This is a genomic window from Enterococcus sp. RIT-PI-f, from assembly GCF_001297065.1.
Taxonomy (GTDB): domain Bacteria; phylum Bacillota; class Bacilli; order Lactobacillales; family Enterococcaceae; genus Enterococcus_D.
The window spans coordinates 202,231-226,370 of record NZ_LHOX01000017.1; the positions used below are offsets into that span (position 1 = coordinate 202,231).

Consider the following 24,140-nt stretch of genomic DNA (forward strand, 5'->3'; position numbering starts at 1 on the left):
TAAAAGGCGAAGGGCGCCGAAACAGGCCCCTTCGCCTTTTGTGATGATTGAGATGATTGATAAGATGCATTATTCTTGCCCTAGTCGTTCTTGTTTCACTTTATGATCCACGACATGGCGTTTAGACAACTCTGATTGGATCTCTGGAAAGGGAATATCCAGTTCAGCCAATAAAACCAGCAAGTGATAAATCAAATCCGCACTTTCATAGATCGTCTCTTCATGGTCTTTTTTCAACCCGGCAATAATGACCTCTGCTGCTTCTTCGCCAACTTTCTTTAGGATCTTTTCAAGGCCTTTTTCAAACAGATAACTGGTGTAACTTTCGGCTTGCGGGTCTTTTTTTCGTTGCAGGATCAAGTCGGATAAATCATTTATGGATAAAAATTCCGCTTGCTTTTGATAAATAACCTTCGTAAAGCAACTCTCAGTCCCCAGATGACAAGCTGGCCCGTCTTTGATTACTTTAGCCACCAAAGCATCTTGGTCGCAGTCAGCAGTGAGTGCGACCAAATGTTGATAATTGCCGCTAGTTTCCCCTTTGCGCCACAATTCCTGTCGGCTGCGAGAATAAAATGTCAGCAATCCTTCATTCAATGTCAGCGTTAAACTCTCTTGATTCATATAAGCCAAGGTCAGCACCTGATTCGTATAAAAATCTTGTACGATTACTGGTACCAAACCTTGGGCATCAAATTTGATATCCATTGTCACGCCTCTCTTTCTTCATTTAGATACGCATTGGCAGATCTTTGGCCGCCAAATATTGTTTGAGTGGGCCAATCGCCACTTCCTGATAATGAAAAATCGATGCGGCTAATCCGGCATCGATGCCCGGCAATGCGAATAGTTCAAGAAAATCCTCCATCCTTCCTGCGCCGCCTGAGGCAATGATTGGCAGTGAGATACGTTCTGTTACACGCTGGAGCAAAGGCAGATCGAATCCACTTTTCACGCCGTCGGCATCCATACTATTGATGACCACTTCCCCTGCCCCATAAGCTTCACCTCTTTGCAACCACTCAAGCGCATCGATCCCCGTGTCTTTGCGACCGCCATGGGTAAAAACATGATAGGCATCCCCGATTTTTTTGACATCTACACTGAGCACGACACATTGACTGCCATAACGTTTCGCAGCTTCTTTGATCAAGAGAGGATTGTTGACAGCGCCGGAATTGACACTGACCTTATCTGCCCCACACTGTAAGACGCGTTCAAAATCTTGAACTTGATTGATACCACCGCCTACAGTTAATGGAATGAAGACTTCTGAAGCAGTGCGCTGTAAAATATCTGTGAACAATTTTCTGCCTTGCACTGAAGCCGTAATATCATAAAAGACCAATTCATCCGCACCTTGCTGGTTATAATAAGCAGCCAACGCTACTGGATCATGGACATCTTTCAAATCAGCAAAATTGACCCCTTTCACCACACGTCCGTCTTGAACATCTAGACAGGGTATGATTCGCTTGGTGATCATCGCAGTCCCTCCTTTGTGGGATTGCCGATACGACGAAGCACTTCCCTCAATGAAAGGGAACCATTATAAAGTGCCTTGCCGATAATCACCCCTTCAATACCAATTGCTGCCAGTGTATCGATATCTGCTACATGCGCAACACCGCCGGAAGCAGTGATCGCTAAACCAGGGATCTTCTGCAAGTCTTGATACAAGGGACCATTGATGCCCAAACCGGTGCCGTCTCTTTCGATTTCCGTATAGATGATGCGCTGGCATCCCCAGGACACGAGCTCTTGGCAAAAATCTCGGGCTGGGCGTTCTGTCCTTGTCTCCCACCCATCCACTGCGACCATTCCTTGTTTGGCATCCACGCCGATCACGATCTTCTCCTCGTAGTTGCGCAGTAACTCTTTGGTCAATTGCGGGTCTTTGGCCGCAATCGTACCTAGAATCACCTGACTGACACCACAGTCCAGATAAGATTCTACGGCAGCTTGTGTACGAATACCGCCGCCAACTTCAACCTGCAAAGGGGTTGCTGACACGATTTTTTTGATCGTATCAAACTGGGCTTGCTGTCCATTGCGTGCACCGTTCAAGTCAACCACATGTAAATGGGTTGCCCCTTGTTCACTAAAAGACTGTGCAAACACTATGGGGTCCGTACCAAAAATTTCTCTTTGCTGATAATCCCCTTGCGTCAGTCGTACCACGTGGTCATCCAGTAAATCAATCGCTGGGTATATAATCATCCTTTTTTCACCTCCGCAAAAGCCTTCAAAATCTTTAGGCCTGTATCTCCACTTTTTTCAGGATGAAACTGGGTACCATACACGTGACCCTGTTGGACGATGCCAGGAATCGATAGGCCATATTGACTGTCCGCTATCAGTGCTTCCTGACACTCAGTGGCATAGTAGCTGTGAACATAATAGACAAATGAATCTTGGCTGATATATTTCGTGATTGGCGATGATCGATGCTGTGCCAGCGTATTCCAGCCAATATGAGGAACTTTTAAATCGAGGTGCTGGGCTTGAAATTGACTTTTCAACGATGTGATTTTCCCTTTGATCAAACCTAAGCCTAGATGTGAACCAAACTCTTCGCTCTCTTCGAACAACAATTGCATCCCTAGACAAATCCCTAATAAGGGCGTGCCTTGTGCCACCTGGTTACGGATCACTGGGATCAATCCACTGCTGTCCAGCATCGATTTGGCGTCTCCAAAAGCACCGACACCAGGTAAGATCAACTGATCAGCGGCTTCTATTTCTGCCGCATCTTTAGAAATACAGGAAGCAATCCCTAAATGCTTGAGGGAACTCTGGATACTGAATACATTGCCTACACCATAGTCAACGATCGCCAACATGTGTGCCACCTCTTCTCTTTTTAATTATAATATCGTGCCTTTGGTCGATGGAATGGCATCGGGGGCTGTTTGATCAATCGCCACTGCTTGTGCTAACGCCCGACCAAACCCTTTGAAACACGCTTCAACGATATGATGGCTGTTTTTGCCGGCAATCTGATGCAAATGGATCGATGCCCCCAGTTCTCTAGCGAAGGCCACGAAAAATTCTTCCACAAGCTCGGTCGCAAAAGTGCCGATTTGTGGTGAAGGAATCGCTAAATCAACCACGGCTATCCCGCGACCGCTGATGTCGATGGCACAGACGACCAATGCTTCATCCATCGGCAAATGAAATGAACCGTAGCGGAAGATGCCTCTGCGCTCCCCTAATGCCTCGGAAAATCCTCTTGCAATCACGATTGCTGCATCTTCGACAGTATGATGGGCATCGACATGTACATCGCCATCAACCGTCAGATCTAAATCAAAACGACCATGGCGTACAAACAATTCCATCATATGATCAAAAAAACCAACATGCGTGTCAATACGTTGTTTGCCGCTTCCATCAATCTGAAGCAGCATATCGATCTTCGTTTCTGTTGTATTTCTGGTGATCCGTGCTTCTCTCATCGAACTGCCTCCTTCAAAATCTGCTGCACTGACTGGACAAAACGATCCATTTGCGCACTTGTACCAATCGTCACCCGCAAGTAGTGGTCAATCAGCGGATGATCGAACCATCGGACATAGATGCCGTCGGCTTTTAATTTTTCGAGAATCACTTTCGCACTGACTTGCGGATGGGCGATGAACACAAAATTGGCAGCACTATCTGTGACTTGAAAACCCATTGACGTCAACTTGTGTTTCGTCCATTCTCTCACTTGAATAACTTTTTCGATTTGCGTATGGAAGTACCGCTCATCCGCTAGTGCTGCTGCGCCGGCCGCAAGCGTCAGTGAATTGACATTATACGGATTGACGGCAAATTTCAACCGGTTCAAGTCAGCGATCAAGCTTGGATCCCCTACCGCATAACCCAAACGGGCACCGGCCAATTGCCGTGATTTAGAGAAGGTGCCAATGACCAATAAATTCGCATATTGCTTCGTATAAGCCACCATTGATTCTCCACCAAAATCAACATACGCTTCATCAATGATCACCAAACGTTCCAGATCTTCTTTCACCAATTCCTCCAAAGCTGACGCAGAGAGCGTCAATCCGGTTGGGGCATTCGGATTTGCGATGACGATGGTTTGAGTCAATGACCGATACAGATCTAAATCAAGGGTAAGATCTACATTCAGCGGCACAACACGTGCCTCGACTTGATACATATCGGCGAAAACTTGATAAAAACCATAGGTGATAGTGGGAAATGCAACCCCCTTTGCCATAAATGCTTGAAATGCCAGTGACAAGACTTCATCACTGCCATTGCCGATAAACACTTCATCGATTGTCACATCGAAACGTTCCGCCAACGGGAGACGAACTTGCAGACAATCTGCGTCAGAATATTTGGCCAATTGTTGCGCTGCTGCTTGAACAGCTGCTGCAACGCCCGGAGCTGGCGGATAAGGATTCTCATTGGTATTCAATTTGATGATCGTTGTTTGCTTTGGCTGCTCTCCTGGAACATAGGACACGAGATGCTGGTATTTAGGATTTAAAAAAGTCATGCGCCACGCTCCTTTCTGACAGCCATTGAACGCGCGTGCCCACTCAAGCCTTCTGCTTCTGCAAATTGGATTACAGATTCACAGACCGTTGCTGCGGCTTCAGGACTGTAATAGAGATAACTGCAGCGTTTCACGAAATCTTGTACAGAAAGACCAGAAGAAAAGCGGGCAGTTCCTTCTGTTGGCAATGTATGGTTTGGTCCTGCAAGATAATCACCTAAAACTTCAGGCGTATGATGACCCAAAAAGGTGCTACCAGCATTGCGGACATAGCCTAAAAGCGCAAAGGGATCAGCCACTGCCAATTCCAAATGTTCGGGTGCGATTTGATTGGCGATCGCCATGGCTTCTGGCAAATCACGGACGAGAATCAGTTTGCCATGATTGATCAAGGATTGTTCCGCGATCGTTTGGCGCGGCAAAGCAGCGACTTGTTCTTCGAGGGCATTTGCCACTTGATCAATCAATGCTGCTTCTGGCGTGACCAATATCGCTTGGGCTTGTATGTCATGTTCAGCTTGTGCCAGCAGATCAGCAGCAAGCCAACTAGGATCAGCTGTGTGATCGGCAACGATCAATACATCGCTCGGACCTGCAATCGTATCGATACCCACGATACCATTCACTAATTTTTTTGCCGTTGCCACATAAATATTCCCCGGGCCAACGATTTTATCCACTGGTCGAATCGTCTCCGTACCATAGGTGAGTGCGGCAATGGCTTGGGCACCGCCGATCGGGTAAATCTCAGTGATGCCAGCTAAATGAGCCGCAGCCAAGACGGCTGGCGTGATCTCCCCTTGCGCATTTGCCGGGGTCACCATCACGATTTCTTCCACCCCAGCAATCAAGGCCGGCAAGACAGTCATCAAGACAGTACTCGGATAAGCAGCCGTGCCGCCTGGAACATAGACACCCACACGTCTTAACGGAATGATCTGTTGCCCCATGACTTGACCAGGCTTCGATTGAATGAATCCTTGTTGCAGTTGTTGCTGATGAAACGTACTGATATTGACTTTGGCTTGCTTCAATACAGCTGCAAGCTCAGGTGCTATTTCGTTGATTGCGACCGCGATTTTTTCCGGCGGATACGCCAGATCGACCAATTGATGCCCGTCAAAACGCTTCGTGAAGTGCCGCAGTGCTTGGTCTCCCTCTCTTTGGACCGCTTCTAAAATCGCAGTCGTTTCCGCTACCACATTTTGCGTATCATGGCTTTGGCGCTGCAAAATCTCGGTGATTGTCTGCTGACTGCTATCAAACCGTTTGATCATAAGTTATCCCCCACCTTTTGAATAAAATCTTGGATCGCAGCTTCTTTGAATCGCCAAGACACTGGATTGACGATCAAACGGGCAGAAGATTCCAAAAATTCTTGCAATACCACAAGATGATTTTCTTTCAGCGTTGTGCCGGTCTCCACGATATCAACGATGACATCAGATAAATCTAACAAAGGTGCCAATTCGATTGATCCGTGAAGTTCGATCAACTCAATCGATTGTCTGATATCGTTATAGTAATGTCTGGTGATTTGCGGATATTTCGTTGCTACCCGCAATGGCCTAGTTGAGTCCGCCTGGAAGTCAGCTTTGCCAGCCACGACCATCTTGCATCTGCCGATCTTTAAATCTAGCACTTCCAAGACATCTGTTTCACCTTCCATCAAAACATCTAGACCTACCACACCAATATCTGCGGCTCCTCTATCAACGTATTGATCGACATCACTCGGTTTGACGAGAAAAAATCGAATCTTGTGGCGATCATCTTTAAAGATCAATTTGCGACTATCATCGAATAAACCAGCACTGACAAGACCTGCTTCTACCAGCAGCAGATAAATTGCCTTACCCATTCGGCCTTTCGGCAACGCAATATCCAAGTATTGATTAGTAACAGCTTCCTGTCGATGACTCTGACGATCGATCCCATTTAAATACATCCCAAACCCAATTGCCCCTTGTTGTGCACCATGAGCTTTGAGCAAGTGATCGTACCTTCCGCCAAACAAGACAGCATGAGGAATCCCCTCCAGAAATCCTTGAAATAATAATCCACTATAATAATCCGTATCGTTGACGAAAGAAAAGTCCAAGCGCAGATCGATCGTTGCAGCTGCAGGACAATGGGCTTGCAGCTGGTCGTATAATGCAATCAATTCAACCATGGCTTGACGGGCTTTTGGAAAAGGTGTCACCAAAGACTCGACTTCAGCAGCGACCTCTCGAAAAGAACCCGAAACAGTGGTCAAACGAGTCAACGCCAATGTCAGATCTTGACTTAGGCCAGCTTGTTTACAGACGGCGCGCATCGTGTGAGGGCTTTTGGTTTGTAGTGCCATCAATGCCCGTTTTTGTAAACCATATGGGGCAAATTGTGCCACTATGTCTTCAACCAAACCAATATGAGAGATATCCAATGCTCCCTTACCAGCCACTGCTAAACTCTCCATCGCCAATTGAATCACCTGTGCTTCACTTTCGGCATCGATCTTGCCGATCATTTCTAAACCGATTTGGTTGATGCGTTTATATTCACCGTCTTTGCGATCATGCCGATAGACATCTTCATTGTAGTAGACTTTCCGTGCTTCTCCGATCGGGGTATTTTTGACGATTGATAAGGTCACATCAGGGTTCAATGCCATCAGCCGGCCATTGTTACCAGTAAATGTGATCGGATCAGAATTCGTCAAAAAAGCTTTATTCTGCAAATACAAATCATATTCTTCAAAGCTGCTCAATCGAAAAAGATGGAAGTGTCGATGCTCATACAACTCCCTTAACTGAAGTGCAATGCGTTCTTCTGGACGTAAAATGTTCAATAAATCTTCCATCAAATGCTCCTTTCGATGCGCTGCCTTATGACAACTCGCAAAAATGTATTAAAAACATCTTAAATTTCTTTAAGTAAATAGTCAACATCAAATTTCAAATATCACATTTTGCATCAATTTTTGCCATTGTTTTCAAAAAAACCTTTGACACACGCGCATAGGCGCTGCATCAAAGGTTCAAATTTTTCTTTATTCTCTTTTATTGAAAAAACTATTTCGTGATCAACGCATCTAAGCTGGCAACAGCCAAGCTCATTTTGGCGATTTTATTCAACAAAGCAAATCGGTTGCGTCTAATTTGTTCATCTTCGACCATGACCATCGTTTGGTTAAAGAAATCCTCGATCAGCGGACGCAGACCAACCAATTTTTGATAATTTTCTTCCAACGTTTGTTGCGCAAACTGATTCTCAACAGCTGTTACTGCTTCATACAAATCACTTTCTGATTTGTTCTCAAACAACGTTACATCGATGTCTTCTTCATCTAGTTCTGCTTTCTTGGCCAAATTGATGACACGGGTCAAAGCTTCCATAGACGGTTTGAAATCTGTATCACCCAAGTGACTACGCAACAATTGGGCCGCTTCAAACAGCATACTGATATCCCCTTGTGGCGAACCTAAGACTGCTTCGATTACATCATGACGCGTATTCTGACTCATCAAGAATTGACGCAAGCGGCCTTTCAAGAATTCTGCTACTTGCTCTTGACCGACATCTAATTGAAGACCAAACATAGCTGATTCACTGTTGATTCGACCTTCGATTTGTTCTTGGATTTGAGCAAACGGGAAATACCAGCGCTTATCGGCTAAAATCCGAATGATGCCATAGCTTTGACGACGTAACGCATAAGGGTCATTCGATCCGCTTGGCACCATACCGACTGCAAAGAAGGATTGCAAACTATCTAGTTTGTCTGCGATCGCCAACACTGCCCCAATAGCTGATTCTGGTAAAGCACCGTCTGCTGAAATCGGCATGTAGTGCTCGCGAATCGCTTGTGCAACCGCTGGGGATTCACCTTGTAACAAGGCATACTTCTCTCCCATGATGCCTTGCAATTCAGGAAATTCACCAACCATATTGGTGACCAAATCAAATTTATAAATTTCAGCTGCACGTTGCAGATCAGTTAGTTCTTCTTCCGTCAATCCAACTGTTTCGCCAATGATTCGTGCGTCCACCGCTGTCCGTTGCATTTTTTCATAGACGCTGCCGATTTTTTCATGGAAGGTCACGTTCTTCAATTTTTCGACACATTGTTCGATCGTCAGCTTCTTGTCTTCGTTATAAAAGAATTCCGCATCTTCTAAACGCGCCGTCAGCACTTTTTGATTGCCCTTGATCACATTATCGATCATATCAGCATTCCCATTGCGGGCAGAAATAAAATGAGGCAATAATTCGCCATCAGCATTTCGCACATCAAAGTAACGTTGATGTTCTTTCATAGAGGTCACCAAGATTTCTTCTGGGATCGACAAGTATTTGTCTTCGAAATCACCTACAAAGGCGGTTGGGTATTCAACCAGATTATTGACTTCTTCCAATAAATCTTCATCCAGATCGATGCGCCAATCGTTGGCTTGGGCGATGGTTTCAATTTGATCAACAATCATTTGTTTCCGTTTTTCAGGGTCTGCGATCACAAATTGATCCGCTAATTTGGTTAGGTATTCATCGGCGTGATCAAAGCGGACTTGCGCACCTAAGAATCGATGGCCACGTGATTCTCTTCCAGTCTCGACATCCACGACGTCGAAAGGAATCACTTCGCTGTCATACAAAGCAACGATCCAATGAATCGGACGAATATAGGCGAAGTCATGGTTCGCCCATTGCATGGTCACAGGGAAAGTCAAACTGGTGATGACGTCTTTTAACCCTTTTAATACATCTTTGGTCGCCAGGCCTTTGGTTTCTTTTTTGACATAGACATATTCGATTCCTTTTATTTCCTTAAATGTGATATCTTCAGTGGTAAGTCCTTGTCCTCGCACAAAACCTTGTGCTGCTTTTGACCAGTTGTCGTTTTCATCTAAAGCGATTTTTTTAGCTGGTCCTTTGACTTCTTCTACCGTATCGGCTTGTTTATCAGGCAATCCTGTCACGTAAACTGCTAAACGCCGAGGTGTGGAGTAAGCTGTAAGCGAGGTATATGCCAATAAATGTTCCGCTAAGAAAGCGGCGGTTTTATCCGCTAATTGTTTCATACTTGGTGTGACGATATGTGCTGGTACTTCTTCTAATCCAATTTCTAATAATAGATTCGCCATCTTATTTATCCTCCTCGATCAATTTTTGGGCAATTGCAGGATCCAATAACGGATAGCCGAGATTTTTGCGTTCAGCGACAAATAATTTTGCGACTTGTCTAGCCATATTTCGGATCCGTGCCAGATAGCCAGCCCGTTCTGTGACCGACACCGCGCCTCTAGCATCTAACAAGTTGAAGGTATGGCTGCACTTCAAAATGTAATCATACGCTGGATGAACCAAACGGGCATCGATACAACGCGTCGCTTCTTTTTCAAAACGATCAAAATTTCCTAATAACAACGCTTGATCACTGATTTCAAAAGAATATTTCGAATGCTCAAACTCTGGTTGACGGAAGATCTCGCCATATTTTACACCGGCAGACCATTCTAGATCATAGACACTTTCTACTTCTTGGATATAAGAAGCCAAACGCTCCAAACCATATGTGATCTCAGATGTGACAGGTTTGCACGCCAAACCACCTACTTGTTGAAAATAGGTGAATTGTGTGATTTCCATCCCATCCAACCACACTTCCCAGCCTAAACCAGCACAACCCATGGAAGGATTCTCCCAGTTGTCTTCAACAAAGCGGATATCGTGTGCCAATGGATCGATGCCTAACAAACGTAGACTTTCCAAATATAGTTCTTGAATATTATCTGGTGAAGGTTTCATCACCACTTGAAATTGGTGATGTTGGTACAACCGATTTGGGTTTTCGCCATATCGGCCATCAGCAGGGCGACGAGAAGGCTCCACGTAAGCCGCATTCCAAGGTTCAGGTCCAATCGCTCTCAAAAAAGTATACGGACTCATGGTGCCGGCACCTTTTTCTGTATCATAAGCCTGCATCAGCATACAGCCGTTGTCTGACCAAAATTTTTGTAAAGTCAAAATCATCTCTTGTACTGTTTTACTCATTTTTATCTTCCTCTCTTTTTAAAGGGCATTGACAACTGGATAAAATTCCACGACTGAGCCCGGGATCAATTTCACTTCGACTAGGCTGTCTTCTGACAAATATTCAGCCAGATCATACATCATTTGATCCGGAACTGTTGTGAATTGATAGGTCACTTGATCAAGCTCTTTGATCATCACTTGCAAAGGAATACTTGCTAAGACCTTTAGTTGTTTTTGTTGAAACTCGCTTGCTGGAATCGTCATATCGAATAACATGCTGCGCCTCCTTCATTTTGATTGTTGAACCATATGCAAGGGAAATAGCTGCACAAAAAAGTCCCTATATCTATACTTTTCGCATAGATATAGGGACGATAAAATTCGCGGTTCCACCCTACTTCCGTTGACACGGCAGCTTCATTCGATTGTGCTCACGGACGCCTACGTAAACAAGGTTCCTGCTTGGCTCTCACTATTCCAAGTTCGCTGAATGGAAGGATCTCATTTCTCTTTTCCGATCAAGGCACTGATTCAATTACCCTTATCATAGTAGCTAATAGGGGTATTTGTCAATCAAAATATCGTTCTTATTGACGAGGACCTAAATCTGCTTGATCATGGAAGATGATTTCCTCGCCTGTCACGCCATCACTTTCAAATACAATAATCTCATTTTCTCCTTCTTTCAGGAATGGCGCTGGAATATACAAGCGCTTTTGCGGTCCTTTTTGCCAAAAGCGACCGATATTGTGCCCATTGACAGTCACAAATCCTTTTCCCCAATCTGGTAATTCGATGAAAGTATCCGCCGTCTCCTCGATATTCAATACAAAACGGGAAAAACTCGGCTGACCTGCTTCCCAGGTCCCAGAGAAATCGATCGCCGACAAATTGTCCATCGGCAGCGGATAAATCGTCCATTCGCTTTGGAAAGCACCGTTGACAATGACACCATCTTTGATTCCTTTGTATTGATGATTCATATGAACGGAGTAATTGACCCGCCCCATATTTTCAACTAATATCCCCAGCGCGTTATCCTCAGCAGTTAAATCCAATGTGTTGGTTTTGCCGAGATCGTGGTCATAGTCGATCCGAACAAGTTGATCGTTGATAAATGTATGGGCACGATCCATGCAGTTGATCAACCGATAATCTTCGATCTTTCTCGCTTTGCCAATCGCTGAACGATAATAGATATACCCAGTGGCTTGATTGACCTGTTCCATCGATAGCGGGTAATTGCTTTTGATCGGCTGGCTGATCGTATCAAGGGTAGCGAACAAGGACACACGGGCCTCTGCCCTTAACGCACCATACCCCTTGCACTTGATGATCGTACTCAACGGAAATGCTGGCAGTGTGACAGTGCGACCGATCACTTCACGGAATGCGTGATATTTGTCCGTTGGCTCGCCCCATTCCGTCAACAACGCATCATAATCATAGCTTGTGACATCTGGTGCCAGCTGTTGATAATAATTGGCCCCGTTCATAAATCCAAAATTAGTCCCGCCATGGAACATATAGATATTCACTGAACCTTGTGCTAAACAGTCTGTCAACTCTTTAACAGCATCTTCTGTTGAGGTGGTATGATGATGATCATCTCCCCATGCATCAAACCAGCCGATCCAAAACTCCATCACCATCAATGGTTTCTTCTCACCATGGAATGTCTTCAAGCGCTCGAAGTGCTCTTTGATCTTAGAACCGCAATTGATCGTTGCCAAAGCCACATCTTGGATACTGCCGTTTTCCAGCATATCATGCCAAGGACCATCAGATGTCACTAAAGGCGTGTCGACCCCAGCTGTCTGCATTGCTGCGGCCATCTTTCTTAGATAGTTTTTGTCATTGGCATAACCGCCATATTCGTTCTCCACTTGCATCATTAAGATTGGGCCGCCATGGGAGTATTGCAGATCATTGACTTGTGGAAAAAGATGGCTGAAATACCTTTCGATTTTCTCCATAAATGGCGGATAATCAAAGCGTAATTTCATGTTTGAATCCTGCAGCAGCCAATAAGGCAAGCCGCCAAATTCCCATTCTGCACAAATATAAGGCGCTGGGCGCAAAATCACGTAGAGACCGACTTCTTGGGCTGTTTGAATAAATCGACGCAAATCCAATCCGTCGTCAAAACAATATTGCCCTTCCTGCGGCTCATGCAGATTCCAGGGCACATAAGTTTCAACCGTGTTGCAGCCCATCAGACGTAATTTTTCTAAGCGGTCACGCCAATATTCCGGTACTACCCGGAAATAATGAATCGAGCCGGAAATGAACTTAAACGGTTTTTGATCGAGGTAAAATTCATCGGAAATTGAAAAAGTTGTCATAGGTGTCGCTCCTCTTTGATGATATACGTACTATACTGCGGCAATTGCTGTTTGTCTTCCAGGGTCATGCCAGATAGTAGATCGACTTTACCTGCAAAACGAGCCGGCAATGTTTGCGGTGCTGATTGAAAGTTGATCAAGAAATAATAATCATGGCTCTCACTTTGTCGCCGCGTGATTTCTAATGCTGTCTGTTCTGCTAAGATAGGCTCGATTCCTGCAGTTTCCTTCACATCGTTCATGATATGATCAAAGGAAGCTGTATCTAATCGCGTCCCAAAATAAAAAACAGTTCCCTTTCCATAGGCATGTTTCGTGACAGCCGGCATACCAGCATAAAAATTGCTCGTATAATGGGCCAATGCTTCCGCACCTTCCAGATGAATGATGTCACTGACTAGATAGCTGCTGCCTGATAAGTGATCATTGATTCGCACTTGATTGACTTGTTCTGGAGCCAATGCATCGATTTCTTCCACCCAAATACCAGCCAACTCCCGCAACGGACCAGGATACCCCCCTAGATGGACATTATCAGACTGATCGACGATCCCACTCATGTAAGTCGTGACCAAGGTACCGCCTTTTTCCACAAATGTCGTCAGTCTTTCGGAGACACCCGCTTTGACCATATATAAAACAGGTGCAACCACCAAGTCATAGCCTGTCAAATCATCCATTTCTGAAACCATATCTACTGGAATATTGCGGTCATAAAAATAGCGATAATAGTGATGGATCTGATCGACATACGTCAGGTCGATCGTTGGTCCACTTGTGTATTCTAATGCCCAATAATTATCCCAATCGAAAAGGAGTGCGGTTTTCCCATGGTTTTCCGTGCCCATGATTTCTGACAATTGGCTTAATTCTTTGCCTAAATCTGCTGTCTCTCGGAAGACACGGGTATTTTCATGTCCGACATGTTCAATCACCGCGCCATGAAATTTCTCACACGCGCCAATTGAACGACGCAATTGGAAAAATTGGATCGTATCTGCCCCATGCGCGATGGTTTGATAGCTTTGCGCCCGCATCTGGCCTGGTTTTTTCAGGGAATTATAGGGTTGCCAATTTTGCTGTGACGGTGTTTGCTCCATCAGCATAAAGGGTTGTTGCTTCAAACCTCGCATCAGATCATGGGTCATTGACACCAAACTCCACGGTGTATTGTATGCGGGGTAATTATCCCAAGAAACAATATCCATTTCTTTGGCCCATTTGAAGTAATCCAACCCTTTGAATGTACCCATCAAATTGGTAGTCACCGGTGTGCTGGGATCAAATTGTCGAATGGCCGCTCTTTCCATTTTAAAGTTTTCTAAAAGACTATCGGAACTAAAGCGTCGATAATCGATCGAAATCCCAGCAAAGGCTGTTTTGTCCTGTCCGATCCCTTCGGATAATGCATTCGGCAAGACGATTTCATCCCACTCATACACCGTATGGCCCCAAAAGGACATATTCCAGGCTTTATTCAACGCGTCGATTGTTTGGTATTTGTCTTTCAACCAGACACGAAAGGCTTTCTCGCAATTGTCACAGTAACAATCTCCTTGGTATTCATTGTTGATATGCCAACAAATCACATTGGGGTTGTCGCCATACCGTTCAGCCAATTTGCCGGCAAGGGCAGCAGCATATTTTTGATAAACCAAACTATTGGGACAAGCATTATGTCTTTGACCAAATTTATGATGCCGGCCTTGATAATCCGTACGGCCAACTTCTGGATAGGTCTTGAACATCCAGGCTGGCAACGCACCGGTTGCCGTAGCTAATACAATCTCTTTCTTTTCTTTGCTCAGTAGCGCCACGATTTGATCGAGTTCTGAAAAATCATACTGGTTTTCTGATGGTTGAATTTGCGCCCATGAGAACACATTGATCGTTGCACTATTGATATGTGCTTTCTCAAACATCGCCATGTCTTCTTGCCAAATATCTTGCGGCCACTGATTGGGGTTATAATCTCCACCAAATAAGATTCGGTTGAACATAGGTTTCATAATTACAATTGCCTCCTTTAAACTATTTACTTACTCCCATTGTAAGGCTTTACATTTTTGTGTAATATAATACTTATAACATCATTTTATTACTTTTCGAAACAAGGAGGCCTATATGCCGATTTACTTTTATCCTTCGAGTCACCACCTGCCCCTCAACATTGAGAGTATTGGCAATCATTGGAATCAAGATGCCGTGGGTAGACCCCAAGGTTATCCTTATTACCATTGGCTGCAAAGCAACCACGGTCAAGGAAAAATCCAGATTGGTGACCAATCGATCCTATTGGCTAAAGGTGCTGGGATCTTGCTATTTCCTTTCACCCCACATCACTATGCGCCAGTCTATCATCAATGGCAAACCTCTTTTGCGACCTTTTATGGTTCATTGGCGAGTGATTTACTGCAGCCTTATGGGCAAGAGGGCTATTTGATGATTGAAAACAAACGGCACTTATCCGCCGTTGATTGGATCGATACGTTGATTGCTGAAGATCAGCAAAGCGGGACCGACCCTTTGCGTTCTTCCAGCCGATGCTATCATTTCTTATTGACACTTTTACAAGAAAAGCAAGGAATCTTGACCGAGCAGCATCCCTTGTATCAGCAAATATTGGCACCTGTTATAAAAGAAATCGAAACAAACTATGATCAAAATCTGACGATCAGCCAATTGGCCGGCATGGTCTATGTCTCTCCTCAATATCTCTCGCGCTTATTCAATCGATTTTTGGGGCAATCTACCTCGCAGTACTTGTTGAATTACCGGATCAACCGAGCCAAAGAGTATTTGGTTGCGCAAAAGCATGTCCCGATCCAGCAAGTCGCCTTTGCAGCAGGATTTCAAGATGCCAGTCATTTTACCGCTTTGTTCAAAAAAAGAGTTGGCATCACTCCTATGAAGTTTCGCCAACTCTATCATTGATCTCTTGGTTTCAAAACATCTTGCCAAGTACCCATCTGATCGATAAATTTTTTGCTTTTTAAATGTATGCCAACATATTCATCATATAGTGCATCCAAGAAGGTGCGAATGGCTTGTTTTGTCGCTGCCTTTAATTGGATTGAGGCAATTTGCTCATAAGAGATTTGCGCAAAGAGTCTGGCAAAATGAATGGCTTTTGGCTCTGCGTGATATCGGTGATCATCTTGAGACCAATGCTGCTCACACAGCACCCCATTATATTTTGACGAATAATCAAAACGGCCTTCTGTCTTGCCGCAAACTGCACAATGCGTCCAATTTGGCGATACACCAAAACGCTGCAGCAATTGGATCTCAAATATATTGGTGATGATCTCTGGATCATTGCCTTGATCCAACAGGGTCAGCGCTTCATGTAAAAACTGATACAGATGTGGGTCATAGACCCGATCCTCAATAGCGACATCTGTCAAACTTAGTAAATAAGCGGCATAGCCAGCGATAAAAATATCTTCTTGAATGCCGCGAAATGGATGAATATCTTTGGCATTGTTCAAAAAGGACAAACCTTCATCGCGAATCGTTCCAATATAAACGGCTTCTGTGTATGAGATCAGCGCCGGTGCGAGTGGATTATTTTTACGATGGGCGCCTTTGACATAGAACATTTGTTTTCCAGCAGATTCCGTAAAGATCTTGACCAATTTGTCTTTTTCCTTATGGTCACGGGAAAACAAAAGAATGCCTTTGGTTTCAGCTACGTTCATTTTCGATTCCTCCTAAAAAAAACTGACACAGCGTCTGACTGGTCAGTTTTTTCATCGTGCAGGTCACATTTACTTGCCCTTGACGAGGGACTCAATATTCATCTTGACGATAGCCATAATCGGTCAAGAAAGTTTGCTTGTCTCGCCAGTCTTTTTGGACTTTGACCCATAATTCCAGATAGACCTTATCATCTAATAAATGTTCAATGTCTAGACGTGCCTTCGTGCCGATCTGTTTCAGCATTTTGCCGCCTTTACCAATAATGATCCCTTTTTGACTATCTCGTTCTACCACGATCGTCGCTTGGATATGCACTTTATCATTGTGGTCGCGTTTCATGGAATCGACCACCACAGCCACAGAGTGCGGTACTTCATCTCTGGTCAACAGAAGGACTTTTTCACGTACCAATTCAGAAACGATAAAATATTCCGGGTGATCAGTGATTTGATCATCTGGGAAATATTGCGGTCCTTCAGGCATGCTATCTGTCAGCAATTCCATCAATTTCTCGAAATTATTGCCTTCAGTTGCTGAGATTGGCACAACTTCAGTAAAGTTCATTTGTGCTGTATAGTCTTCGATGATCGCTAACAATTGATCCGGATGGACTTTGTCAATTTTGTTGATCACTAGAAAGACCGGCGTATTGCTTTGACGCAGCCGTTCGATAATAAAGTCATCCCCTTTGCCGCGTTTTTGATCGGCGCTGATCATAAACAAAGTGACATCCACTTCTCTAAGGGCACTATAGGCTGTTTCGACCATAAAGTCTCCTAGACGATGTTTCGGTTTATGGATCCCTGGTGTATCAATGAAGATCAATTGGGCATCTTCTGTGGTGTAGACCCCTTGGATCTTATTTCTTGTGGTTTGTGCTTTGTCACTCATGATCGCGATTTTTTGTCCGACCACGCGATTCAATAATGTTGATTTACCAACATTTGGGCGACCAACGATCGCGATAAAGCCTGATTTGTGAGTTGTCATTTGTGTTCCCCTTTATATGTTTTATAACCAATTGGTGACTAAAGTGAAGAATTTAGGTATGAAAATGATCGCGGCAACCACTAATGCGAAAATAGCGGTCATCAAGACTGCGCCAGCAGCCATATCTTTGATTTTTTTGCCAATAGGATGAAAATGGAAATCAGTGAACATATCCACCACATTTTCGAAAACCGTATTGATGATCTCAACGATCCAAACCAAAAAAACGGCCAGTAACAGCCAGAGCCACTCCATTTGATCTAAACGGAACACAAAGCCCGCAATGATCGCAATGACACCGAGCAAGACATGCTTGCGCATATTGCGTTCTTCTTGGAAAACCGTTTTGATGCCGGTTGCCGCAAATTCAAATGAAGCGATGAATTGTTTGTTCTTCTCCACGTTCTTATCTTTTGAGTCCATAGGCATCCAATATTTCCTTTTGCAGACCGAACATTTCCTTTTCATCTTCTGGTGTCATATGGTCATAGCCGTTGATATGCAAGAAACCATGTAAAGCCAAAAAGCCTAATTCGCGGTCATAACTATGCCCATATTCTTCTGCTTGTTCTTGGGCCCGCTCGATAGAGATCATGATATCCCCTAAATCTCGAGGCATATCCGCCATTTCTTCATCAAAGATGATCGGTAATTCATCCGTTTCTTCTTCAATAGCAAAACTGATGACATCAGTTGGCATGTCTTTGTCACGGTATTCTCGATTGATCACTTGAATGGCGGCATTGTCCATAAAGGTGACCGACATCTCAGTATCTTCCGGTAGTTGAAGATACCCAGCAGCGAATTGCAGCAATGCATCGATTTCTTGTGTTTTGTTCTCTCCTACTGAATTGGTTTCATCTAAAAAGGTAATCTCCATTAGCGCTCTCTTCTTTCTTGTTCTTCTTTCATCTTCTCTGCTTCTGACTTCATTTTAGGATATTTGATCCGAGAATGGAAGGTACTGCATAGTCCATTGACCAATGATTTTTCGATGATGCGAATCTCTCTCAAAGTCAAACCACTTTCGTCTAATTGACCATCTAAAATCCGGTCGTTGATCAAATTCGCAACAAATTCTTGGATCTTTTGATTGGTGGGATTGTCCATTGCCCGGACTGCTGCTTCGCAACTATCGGCAATGCTGACGACACCAGCTTCTCTCGTTTGAGGTTTTGGTCCTGGATAACGGAAATCCGCTTCTGTTATATCAGGATTGCGCTCTTTGGCTTTGACATAAAAATAGCGCATCAATGTTGTACCATGATGTTGGCGACAAATATCAATGACCATTCGAGGCATTTTGGCTTCTTCCAAAATCACTGCCCCATCGATCACATGACCAAAAATGATTTGTTTGCTATCTTCCGGCAACAAAAAGTTGTGGGGATTTTCAGCGCCCGCAGGCAGGTTTTCAACGAAAAAGTTGGCATGTTTGACTTTGCCGATATCATGGTAGTAACAAGCAACCCTTGTCAGTAAACTTTGTCCGCCAATCTCTGCGACGGCGTTGGCACTTAGGTTGGCGACCATCATACTGTGATGATAGGTACCTGGCGCTTCTTCCAGCAACTGCTTGAGTAAAGGATGGTTCGGATTGCTTAACTCGTTCAACACGATCATACTCTCATCAGAAACCAGCAATTCAATGTACGGATGCAAGCCCATCGTTAGTAAGTAACTCAATAATGACCCAGCAAGTGCACAAAAAATCGTCGTCCATGTATTGCCGCGAGCGAAATCCATTCCTTGGAAAATCACGAGCATCGTGCTTAGTAAGAATGGAAAGACGATGACCCACATAATGGCCGTCTTCCCTTGACTCGCGATCCGTGCGCGTTTGACCATCGTTCCCATCAAGCCAGAAAACAGATACGTGACCAATACAGTGGTCAGCAAGTTGGTACCGCTGGAATCAAAATAGATAAACAGCGCTGCGATCACTTGAAAAGCTGCCGACAAAATCCCTAATCGCCGACTGGAAAATATACTTAAAATCAGCGGCGTAAATGCTGCTGGGAAGAACAAGGGAATAAACGTTACTAGTTCTGATTGGAACAGTTGGAAAAATTTCATCAGCAAGATACTAAAGACCATCGAAATCACATAAAATGTGACAGCATTCAAACGTTTTTCATTGTCTTTGGTTTGCCGTGTATAGTAGAAGACCATCAGCATTTGCAAGACCATCGCCAACAGCAATGCAATCAGCGGAAAAACTGAAAATGTTTGGTTGGTCATTCCGAGTAACTGTAATTTTTCTAAGGCATTGGCATCGATCTGAGAGCCTTCACGGACGATGATCTCTCCTTGATAGATCATCACCGGCTGCACAGCATCCATTGCCGTTTGTCGTGCTTCTTCTGTCCGTTTTTCATTGGGGAAGTCATTGACAACGATCCCCTGGTTGACGATAAAACGCAACACACTGCCCATATCTGATGTCACGTCTAGAAATTGCACTTTATCTACGGCTTCAGAGCGAAAAGAACTTAACTCAGATTGGCGGATTTGCTTAGCCATCTGCTCATCCACCAGTTGCAGAGCATACGTCTTCACGGTATCCAGTTCATCATCATTCAATGAAAACAGGGTCGTCAAAAAGTTGGTGGTCAATGCTTGATAAAAATCAAGTTCATCGTCGCTCAGTTTTTCAAACTCTTTCTTAAGCGCAGCGATATACTCCCCCGTATCAGGTTTGGGTACGTTGGTATCTTCATCTGCTTCGGCGACTTCCTTGTCATAAGCTGCTTTGATTTCGCTGTTGACTGTTGCCACCAATTCAAAAAGATACGCCACGCGGTCATGCTGCGTTTGGGCCAACCCATCTTGATAGGTGTATTCAGGCGACACTGCTTCTGCCGCTAGCGTGCGTTTTTGCTCCGTAGCTGTGGTATTTTCAATCGTTTTATTGGCACGAATGTTTTCTTCAGCCACTTGGCCTTCGCTGTAATCGACGTTATTTTGCTGGACACTGCTGTACATTATCCCCACGGAAAACACAAAAAAGAATAATAACAGCACGGGCAAATAAAACTTCCCGAGGCGTTCGCGAAATTTCTTTAATGGTTGAATGATCATATTATCCCTCCCAAAAGACGATTTTTAGCGTTTGTCTTTAAGATCTGCTTCATCATAAGCTTTGATGATGTCAGCTACAACTGGGTGTCTGACGACATCCGCAGCATCAAAATGGGCAAAAGCAATTTTCGGTATCGCTTTTAGCGTTTTTTCAGCATGGATCAATCCGCTGAGTGTGCCTTTAGGCAAATCGATCTGGCTGGTATCGCCATTGACGATCATTTTTGAGTTAAAGCCCAGACGCGTCAAAAACATCTTCATTTGTGCGATGGTCGTATTTTGTGCTTCGTCGAGAATCACAAAGGCATCTTCTAATGTCCGCCCACGCATATAAGCTAACGGTGCGATCTCAATGACGCCTCTTTCCATCAAACGATTGGTATGATCCATCCCAAATATTTGGTATAGGGCATCGTAAACTGGTCGTAAATACGGATCGACTTTTTCCTTTAGGTCACCGGGCAGAAAACCGAGATTTTCACCGGCTTCAACTGCAGGTCGAGTCAGAATGATTTTTTGGACTTGCCCTTTTTTCAATGCAGCGATCGCCATGACGACTGCCAAAAAGGTTTTGCCTGTTCCAGCAGGTCCGATCCCGAATACCACATCATGTTTGTTGACGGCATCGATATATTTCTTTTGACCAGCATTTTTGACACGAATCGGTTTCCCCGTACGGTCTTTCACCAACTCTTCTTCATACATATCTTTAAAATATTCTAAGCTGCCTTTGTTGACCATATTCAAAGCCGTAATGACATCTGGCGTACTGATATTGATCCCGCGTTTGATCAGCTCTTGCAACGCGTGAATCACAGCTTCCGCTTGGTGGGCAGCCTGTTCTTCACCAACGATTTGGATCAATTCACCTCTCGTGTGGATCAAGGTACCGGTGGAATCTTCAATGACTTTGATGTGTTTATCATGGGCACCTAGCAATAAACGAACATCATCATTCTCGTTTAATTTGATATCGATTGTTATTGTTTTGTCAGTCAAATAGTCTACAGCTCCTTTTTAGGCATTCTCACTTATCATACCATATCTTAGTAAAAAGCAAAATTACTTCTGCTGTATGAAGGCGTTTCACGAACGCTTTATCTTTTTTTTAAGAATTGGCGTCCCTCTATTTCAGGCACAAAAAAGCCGCAAGCATGAACACATACTTGCGGCGTGATCTCACATTTGATCTAATAATTCTTTGACGATCGCATTGACTTGACTGCCATCAGCTTTGCCTTTGACTTGAGGCATGACAGCACCCATGACTTTACCAAATTCTTTGGCAGAAGTCGCGCCCGTTTTTTCGATCGCGCCAGCTACGATTTGACGAATTTCAGCTTCATCCAACTGGGCTGGCAAATATTTTTCAACAATTGTAATTTCAACTTTGACTTTTTCAGCAAGATCATCACGGTCTGCTTTTTCGAATTCATGCAAAGAATCGCGACGCTGTTTCATTTCCCGCGCCAAAACTGTCAATTCTTCTTCATCATCCAGTGCTGCACCTTTTTTGATCTGCTCATTTTGAATCGATGCTTTCAACATGCGAATCACCTGCAACGTGTCTTTGTCTTTGGCTTTCATCGCTGTCTTCATGTCATCATTCAGTGTACTTAGTAGTGTCACACTACCAGCTCCAATTCTCAAAACAGTAGAAAATTAGAATTTTTTGCGTTTTCTAGCTGCTTCAGATTTTTTCTTACGCTTTACGCTAGGTTTTTCGTAAAATTCACGTTTACGAGATTCCTGTAAAGTACCCGCTTTTGACACGGAACGTTTGAAGCGACGAAGAGCATCGTCAAGTGATTCGTTTTTGCGAACGACTGTTTTTGACATGTAAATTCCCTCCCTCCGAGCTTAAAAAGTAACCGTAGTTGTTATTGAAATTAAATCCCAAAAAACACGACTGTCCTTTAAAAATTATAGCTAACCCCTGAAAAAGTGTCAAGGCATTCTGACAAAAAAAACGTACTTGTCGCAAATATTGTTCAGGTTTTCATTGGCAGTCTTCACAACGGCCTAATATTTCAAAGCGATGGCTTTCAATTGTACATCCTGGTATTTGTTGTTGAAAAAAGTCCATCGGGCAAATATTCAATTCTTTGGTTTTGCCGCAAACGGTACAAATAAAGTGATGATGGTGATGATCATCTAGTTCTGCACAACAATTATATCGAAATTTCATCTCGCCATTTAGTTCGGTTTCTTCTAAAATGCCAATTTCCGAAAAGTCATGAAGATTCCGATAAATCGTGTCATAGCTCAGACCAGGATACTCCTGAGACATAAATTCATGGATCTCTTTTGCCGGCAGATAGCGGTTGCGTTTGACAAGATAGGTGATGATCGCCTCACGCTTCTTCGTATACTTAAAGCCATTTTCCTTCAACATCGTCATAGCATGTTCAATCATTGGTTTATTTTCCATAGCAACCTCCAGTTAAATCAAAATCATTCCGATTTTTATTGGTCTTATGTATGGTATAATGAAATCATCAAAAAAGCAAGAAAGGAATGTCTCTATGACCTCAAATGACCAAACAGTTCAACCTGCATCCGAAAAAGCGACTGAACAGACGCCAGTCGTCACGATTTTTGTGCTCTCTGATTCTGCTGGCGAAACCGCATCTAAACTGGCGCAAGCGACCATGGCGCAGTATCCAAATGTCGAATTCAATCTATTTCGCCGCACGTTTATCCACACCAAAGAATTATTGATCAAAGCGTTGTCTGATGCAAAAAAACACAATGCCATCATCCTACACACCTTGATCAATGATGATTTGGTCGACTTGACCAATCATTTTTGCGAAGAAGCCAATCTCTATCATTTTGATGTGTTGACGCCACCAGTATCTGAAGTAGAACGCCGCACAGGTATCGCCCCCTCAAGGGAACCTGGTGCGTTGCATCATCTCAATGAGAATTATTTCAAACGGATCAAAGCCATGGAATTCGCTGTCATGTATGATGACGGCAAAGACCCGCGCGGTTTTCTGGAAGCCGATGTTGTCCTGCTAGGGGTTTCACGAACCTCAAAAACCCCGTTGAGTTTATTCTTGGCCAACAAGAATTTGAAAGTGGCGAATCTGCCGTTGGTTCCCCAAGCCCATATTCCCAAACAATTATGGGAGATTGATCCACAGAAGATCGTTGGCTTGACCAATGACCCCAATGTTTTGAACAGCATACGTAAAGAGCGCATGCGCTCTTATGGACTTAATCCAGATTCGGCCTATTCAGATATTGAAAAAATCAGAGCAGAATTAGCCTTTGCTGCTGATTTATATGAAAAACTAGGTTGTGTGGTGATCAATGTGGCTTCTTTGTCCATCGAGGAAACAGCCTCAATGATTCTCAATGCATTAAATCTAGAAGATCACAGCTATTACAGTTCAGATACCAAAGATTAACCATCTGCCGCAAAAAAAAAACCAATCGATCGTTTAGAAGAAGTCTTAGGCTTCCTCAAGAAGATCGATTGGTTTTTT

General features: G+C 43.9%; 24 protein-coding genes. 2 read left to right on the plus strand and 22 right to left on the minus strand.

All coding sequences use genetic code 11. The features are described 5' to 3' along the window. Positions 1–69: 69 nt before the first annotated feature. From hisIE to AEQ18_RS10945, 13 genes are all read right to left on the minus strand, one after another. Positions 70–708 (minus strand): bifunctional phosphoribosyl-AMP cyclohydrolase/phosphoribosyl-ATP diphosphatase HisIE, encoded by a 639-nt coding sequence (gene hisIE, locus AEQ18_RS10885; protein ID WP_054116366.1) that lies wholly within the window; start codon positions 706–708, stop codon positions 70–72. Positions 709–730: 22 nt separating this feature from the next. Next, a complete protein-coding gene (gene hisF, locus AEQ18_RS10890) occupies positions 731–1,486 on the minus strand; it encodes an imidazole glycerol phosphate synthase subunit HisF (protein WP_054116367.1) in 756 nt (251 codons plus the stop codon). After that, positions 1,483–2,220, minus strand: a complete 738-nt coding sequence (hisA, locus tag AEQ18_RS10895) for a 1-(5-phosphoribosyl)-5-[(5-phosphoribosylamino)methylideneamino]imidazole-4-carboxamide isomerase (protein ID WP_054116368.1) — start codon at positions 2,218–2,220, stop codon at positions 1,483–1,485. The genes hisF and hisA overlap by 4 nt, the downstream gene beginning before the upstream one ends. Further along, a complete protein-coding gene (gene hisH, locus AEQ18_RS10900; protein WP_054116369.1) occupies positions 2,217–2,843 on the minus strand; it encodes an imidazole glycerol phosphate synthase subunit HisH in 627 nt (208 codons plus the stop codon). The genes hisA and hisH overlap by 4 nt, the downstream gene beginning before the upstream one ends. Positions 2,844–2,867: 24 nt before the next feature. Continuing rightward, entirely contained in the window at positions 2,868–3,458 is a 591-nt protein-coding gene (gene hisB, locus AEQ18_RS10905) for an imidazoleglycerol-phosphate dehydratase HisB (protein ID WP_054116370.1), read from the minus strand. Next, complete coding sequence (hisC, locus tag AEQ18_RS10910) at positions 3,455–4,513, minus strand: histidinol-phosphate transaminase (protein WP_054116371.1); 1,059 nt, start codon at positions 4,511–4,513, stop codon at positions 3,455–3,457. The genes hisB and hisC overlap by 4 nt, the downstream gene beginning before the upstream one ends. Beyond that, complete coding sequence (gene hisD / locus AEQ18_RS10915) at positions 4,510–5,787, minus strand: histidinol dehydrogenase (protein ID WP_200908919.1); 1,278 nt, start codon at positions 5,785–5,787, stop codon at positions 4,510–4,512. Before hisD ends, hisC begins: the two co-directional genes overlap by 4 nt. Then, entirely contained in the window at positions 5,787–7,355 is a 1,569-nt protein-coding gene (hisG, locus tag AEQ18_RS10920; protein ID WP_054116373.1) for an ATP phosphoribosyltransferase, read from the minus strand. The genes hisD and hisG overlap by 1 nt, the downstream gene beginning before the upstream one ends. A gap of 211 nt (positions 7,356–7,566) precedes the next feature. Then, entirely contained in the window at positions 7,567–9,636 is a 2,070-nt protein-coding gene (gene glyS, locus AEQ18_RS10925) for a glycine--tRNA ligase subunit beta (RefSeq protein WP_054116374.1), read from the minus strand. Between the two features lies 1 nt (position 9,637). Further along, a complete protein-coding gene (glyQ, locus tag AEQ18_RS10930) occupies positions 9,638–10,546 on the minus strand; it encodes a glycine--tRNA ligase subunit alpha (protein WP_054116375.1) in 909 nt (302 codons plus the stop codon). A gap of 18 nt (positions 10,547–10,564) precedes the next feature. Continuing rightward, a complete protein-coding gene (locus AEQ18_RS10935; protein WP_054116376.1) occupies positions 10,565–10,804 on the minus strand; it encodes a hypothetical protein in 240 nt (79 codons plus the stop codon). 311 nt (positions 10,805–11,115) lie between these two features. Further along, a complete protein-coding gene (locus tag AEQ18_RS10940) occupies positions 11,116–12,873 on the minus strand; it encodes a glycoside hydrolase family 35 protein (protein WP_054116377.1) in 1,758 nt (585 codons plus the stop codon). Then, complete coding sequence (locus AEQ18_RS10945) at positions 12,870–14,882, minus strand: beta-galactosidase (protein ID WP_054116378.1); 2,013 nt, start codon at positions 14,880–14,882, stop codon at positions 12,870–12,872. Before AEQ18_RS10945 ends, AEQ18_RS10940 begins: the two co-directional genes overlap by 4 nt. Positions 14,883–14,997: 115 nt before the next feature. Between AEQ18_RS10945 and AEQ18_RS10950 the strand changes: the two genes are divergently transcribed. After that, positions 14,998–15,807, plus strand: a complete 810-nt coding sequence (locus AEQ18_RS10950) for an AraC family transcriptional regulator (protein ID WP_054116379.1) — start codon at positions 14,998–15,000, stop codon at positions 15,805–15,807. On the opposite strand, the gene recO is transcribed toward AEQ18_RS10950, so the two are convergent. The 9 genes from recO to AEQ18_RS10995 form a co-directional block, all read right to left on the minus strand. Continuing rightward, complete coding sequence (gene recO, locus AEQ18_RS10955; protein WP_054116380.1) at positions 15,801–16,574, minus strand: DNA repair protein RecO; 774 nt, start codon at positions 16,572–16,574, stop codon at positions 15,801–15,803. The two genes, AEQ18_RS10950 and recO, sit on opposite strands and share 7 nt — an antisense overlap. Before the next feature lie 91 nt (positions 16,575–16,665). Beyond that, positions 16,666–17,565 (minus strand): GTPase Era, encoded by a 900-nt coding sequence (gene era / locus AEQ18_RS10960; protein WP_054116381.1) that lies wholly within the window; start codon positions 17,563–17,565, stop codon positions 16,666–16,668. Between the two features lie 21 nt (positions 17,566–17,586). Next, on the minus strand, positions 17,587–17,988 hold the full coding sequence (locus AEQ18_RS10965; RefSeq protein WP_200908916.1) for a diacylglycerol kinase family protein: 402 nt from the start codon (positions 17,986–17,988) through the stop codon (positions 17,587–17,589). After that, entirely contained in the window at positions 17,972–18,445 is a 474-nt protein-coding gene (gene ybeY / locus AEQ18_RS10970) for an rRNA maturation RNase YbeY (RefSeq protein WP_054116383.1), read from the minus strand. The genes AEQ18_RS10965 and ybeY overlap by 17 nt, the downstream gene beginning before the upstream one ends. Further along, a complete protein-coding gene (locus tag AEQ18_RS10975) occupies positions 18,445–20,646 on the minus strand; it encodes an HD family phosphohydrolase (protein WP_054116384.1) in 2,202 nt (733 codons plus the stop codon). The genes ybeY and AEQ18_RS10975 overlap by 1 nt, the downstream gene beginning before the upstream one ends. Before the next feature lie 24 nt (positions 20,647–20,670). Continuing rightward, positions 20,671–21,645: a PhoH family protein gene (locus tag AEQ18_RS10980; protein WP_054116385.1), complete on the minus strand. Its 975-nt coding sequence runs from the start codon at positions 21,643–21,645 to the stop codon at positions 20,671–20,673. Between the two features lie 180 nt (positions 21,646–21,825). After that, positions 21,826–22,275, minus strand: a complete 450-nt coding sequence (locus AEQ18_RS10985; RefSeq protein ID WP_054116386.1) for a GatB/YqeY domain-containing protein — start codon at positions 22,273–22,275, stop codon at positions 21,826–21,828. Between the two features lie 33 nt (positions 22,276–22,308). Next, positions 22,309–22,485: a 30S ribosomal protein S21 gene (gene rpsU / locus AEQ18_RS10990; RefSeq protein ID WP_002356740.1), complete on the minus strand. Its 177-nt coding sequence runs from the start codon at positions 22,483–22,485 to the stop codon at positions 22,309–22,311. Positions 22,486–22,645: 160 nt separating this feature from the next. Beyond that, entirely contained in the window at positions 22,646–23,077 is a 432-nt protein-coding gene (locus AEQ18_RS10995; RefSeq protein ID WP_054116387.1) for a Fur family transcriptional regulator, read from the minus strand. 94 nt (positions 23,078–23,171) lie between these two features. Here AEQ18_RS10995 and AEQ18_RS11000 point away from each other — a divergent pair, with 94 nt between their 5' ends. Further along, on the plus strand, positions 23,172–24,062 hold the full coding sequence (locus tag AEQ18_RS11000) for a pyruvate, water dikinase regulatory protein (protein ID WP_054116388.1): 891 nt from the start codon (positions 23,172–23,174) through the stop codon (positions 24,060–24,062). Positions 24,063–24,140 lie beyond the last annotated feature (78 nt).

Excerpts from the sequence above, each read along its gene's own strand:
- hisIE (WP_054116366.1), bottom strand. The coding sequence starts at position 708 with ATGGATATCAAATTTGATGCCCAAGGTTTGGTACCAGTAATCGTACAA.
- hisF (WP_054116367.1), bottom strand. The coding sequence starts at position 1,486 with ATGATCACCAAGCGAATCATACCCTGTCTAGATGTTCAAGACGGACGT.
- hisA (WP_054116368.1), bottom strand. The coding sequence starts at position 2,220 with ATGATTATATACCCAGCGATTGATTTACTGGATGACCACGTGGTACGA.
- hisH (WP_054116369.1), bottom strand. The coding sequence starts at position 2,843 with ATGTTGGCGATCGTTGACTATGGTGTAGGCAATGTATTCAGTATCCAG.
- hisB (WP_054116370.1), bottom strand. The coding sequence starts at position 3,458 with ATGAGAGAAGCACGGATCACCAGAAATACAACAGAAACGAAGATCGAT.
- hisC (WP_054116371.1), bottom strand. The coding sequence starts at position 4,513 with ATGACTTTTTTAAATCCTAAATACCAGCATCTCGTGTCCTATGTTCCA.
- hisG (WP_054116373.1), bottom strand. The coding sequence starts at position 7,355 with ATGGAAGATTTATTGAACATTTTACGTCCAGAAGAACGCATTGCACTT.
- glyS (WP_054116374.1), bottom strand. The coding sequence starts at position 9,636 with ATGGCGAATCTATTATTAGAAATTGGATTAGAAGAAGTACCAGCACAT.
- glyQ (WP_054116375.1), bottom strand. The coding sequence starts at position 10,546 with ATGAGTAAAACAGTACAAGAGATGATTTTGACTTTACAAAAATTTTGG.
- AEQ18_RS10935 (WP_054116376.1), bottom strand. The coding sequence starts at position 10,804 with ATGTTATTCGATATGACGATTCCAGCAAGCGAGTTTCAACAAAAACAA.
- AEQ18_RS10940 (WP_054116377.1), bottom strand. The coding sequence starts at position 12,873 with ATGACAACTTTTTCAATTTCCGATGAATTTTACCTCGATCAAAAACCG.
- AEQ18_RS10945 (WP_054116378.1), bottom strand. The coding sequence starts at position 14,882 with ATGAAACCTATGTTCAACCGAATCTTATTTGGTGGAGATTATAACCCC.
- AEQ18_RS10950 (WP_054116379.1), top strand. The coding sequence starts at position 14,998 with ATGCCGATTTACTTTTATCCTTCGAGTCACCACCTGCCCCTCAACATT.
- recO (WP_054116380.1), bottom strand. The coding sequence starts at position 16,574 with ATGAACGTAGCTGAAACCAAAGGCATTCTTTTGTTTTCCCGTGACCAT.
- era (WP_054116381.1), bottom strand. The coding sequence starts at position 17,565 with ATGACAACTCACAAATCAGGCTTTATCGCGATCGTTGGTCGCCCAAAT.
- AEQ18_RS10965 (WP_200908916.1), bottom strand. The coding sequence starts at position 17,988 with ATGGACTCAAAAGATAAGAACGTGGAGAAGAACAAACAATTCATCGCT.
- ybeY (WP_054116383.1), bottom strand. The coding sequence starts at position 18,445 with ATGGAGATTACCTTTTTAGATGAAACCAATTCAGTAGGAGAGAACAAA.
- AEQ18_RS10975 (WP_054116384.1), bottom strand. The coding sequence starts at position 20,646 with ATGATCATTCAACCATTAAAGAAATTTCGCGAACGCCTCGGGAAGTTT.
- rpsU (WP_002356740.1), bottom strand. The coding sequence starts at position 22,485 with ATGTCAAAAACAGTCGTTCGCAAAAACGAATCACTTGACGATGCTCTT.
- AEQ18_RS10995 (WP_054116387.1), bottom strand. The coding sequence starts at position 23,077 with ATGGAAAATAAACCAATGATTGAACATGCTATGACGATGTTGAAGGAA.
- AEQ18_RS11000 (WP_054116388.1), top strand. The coding sequence starts at position 23,172 with ATGACCTCAAATGACCAAACAGTTCAACCTGCATCCGAAAAAGCGACT.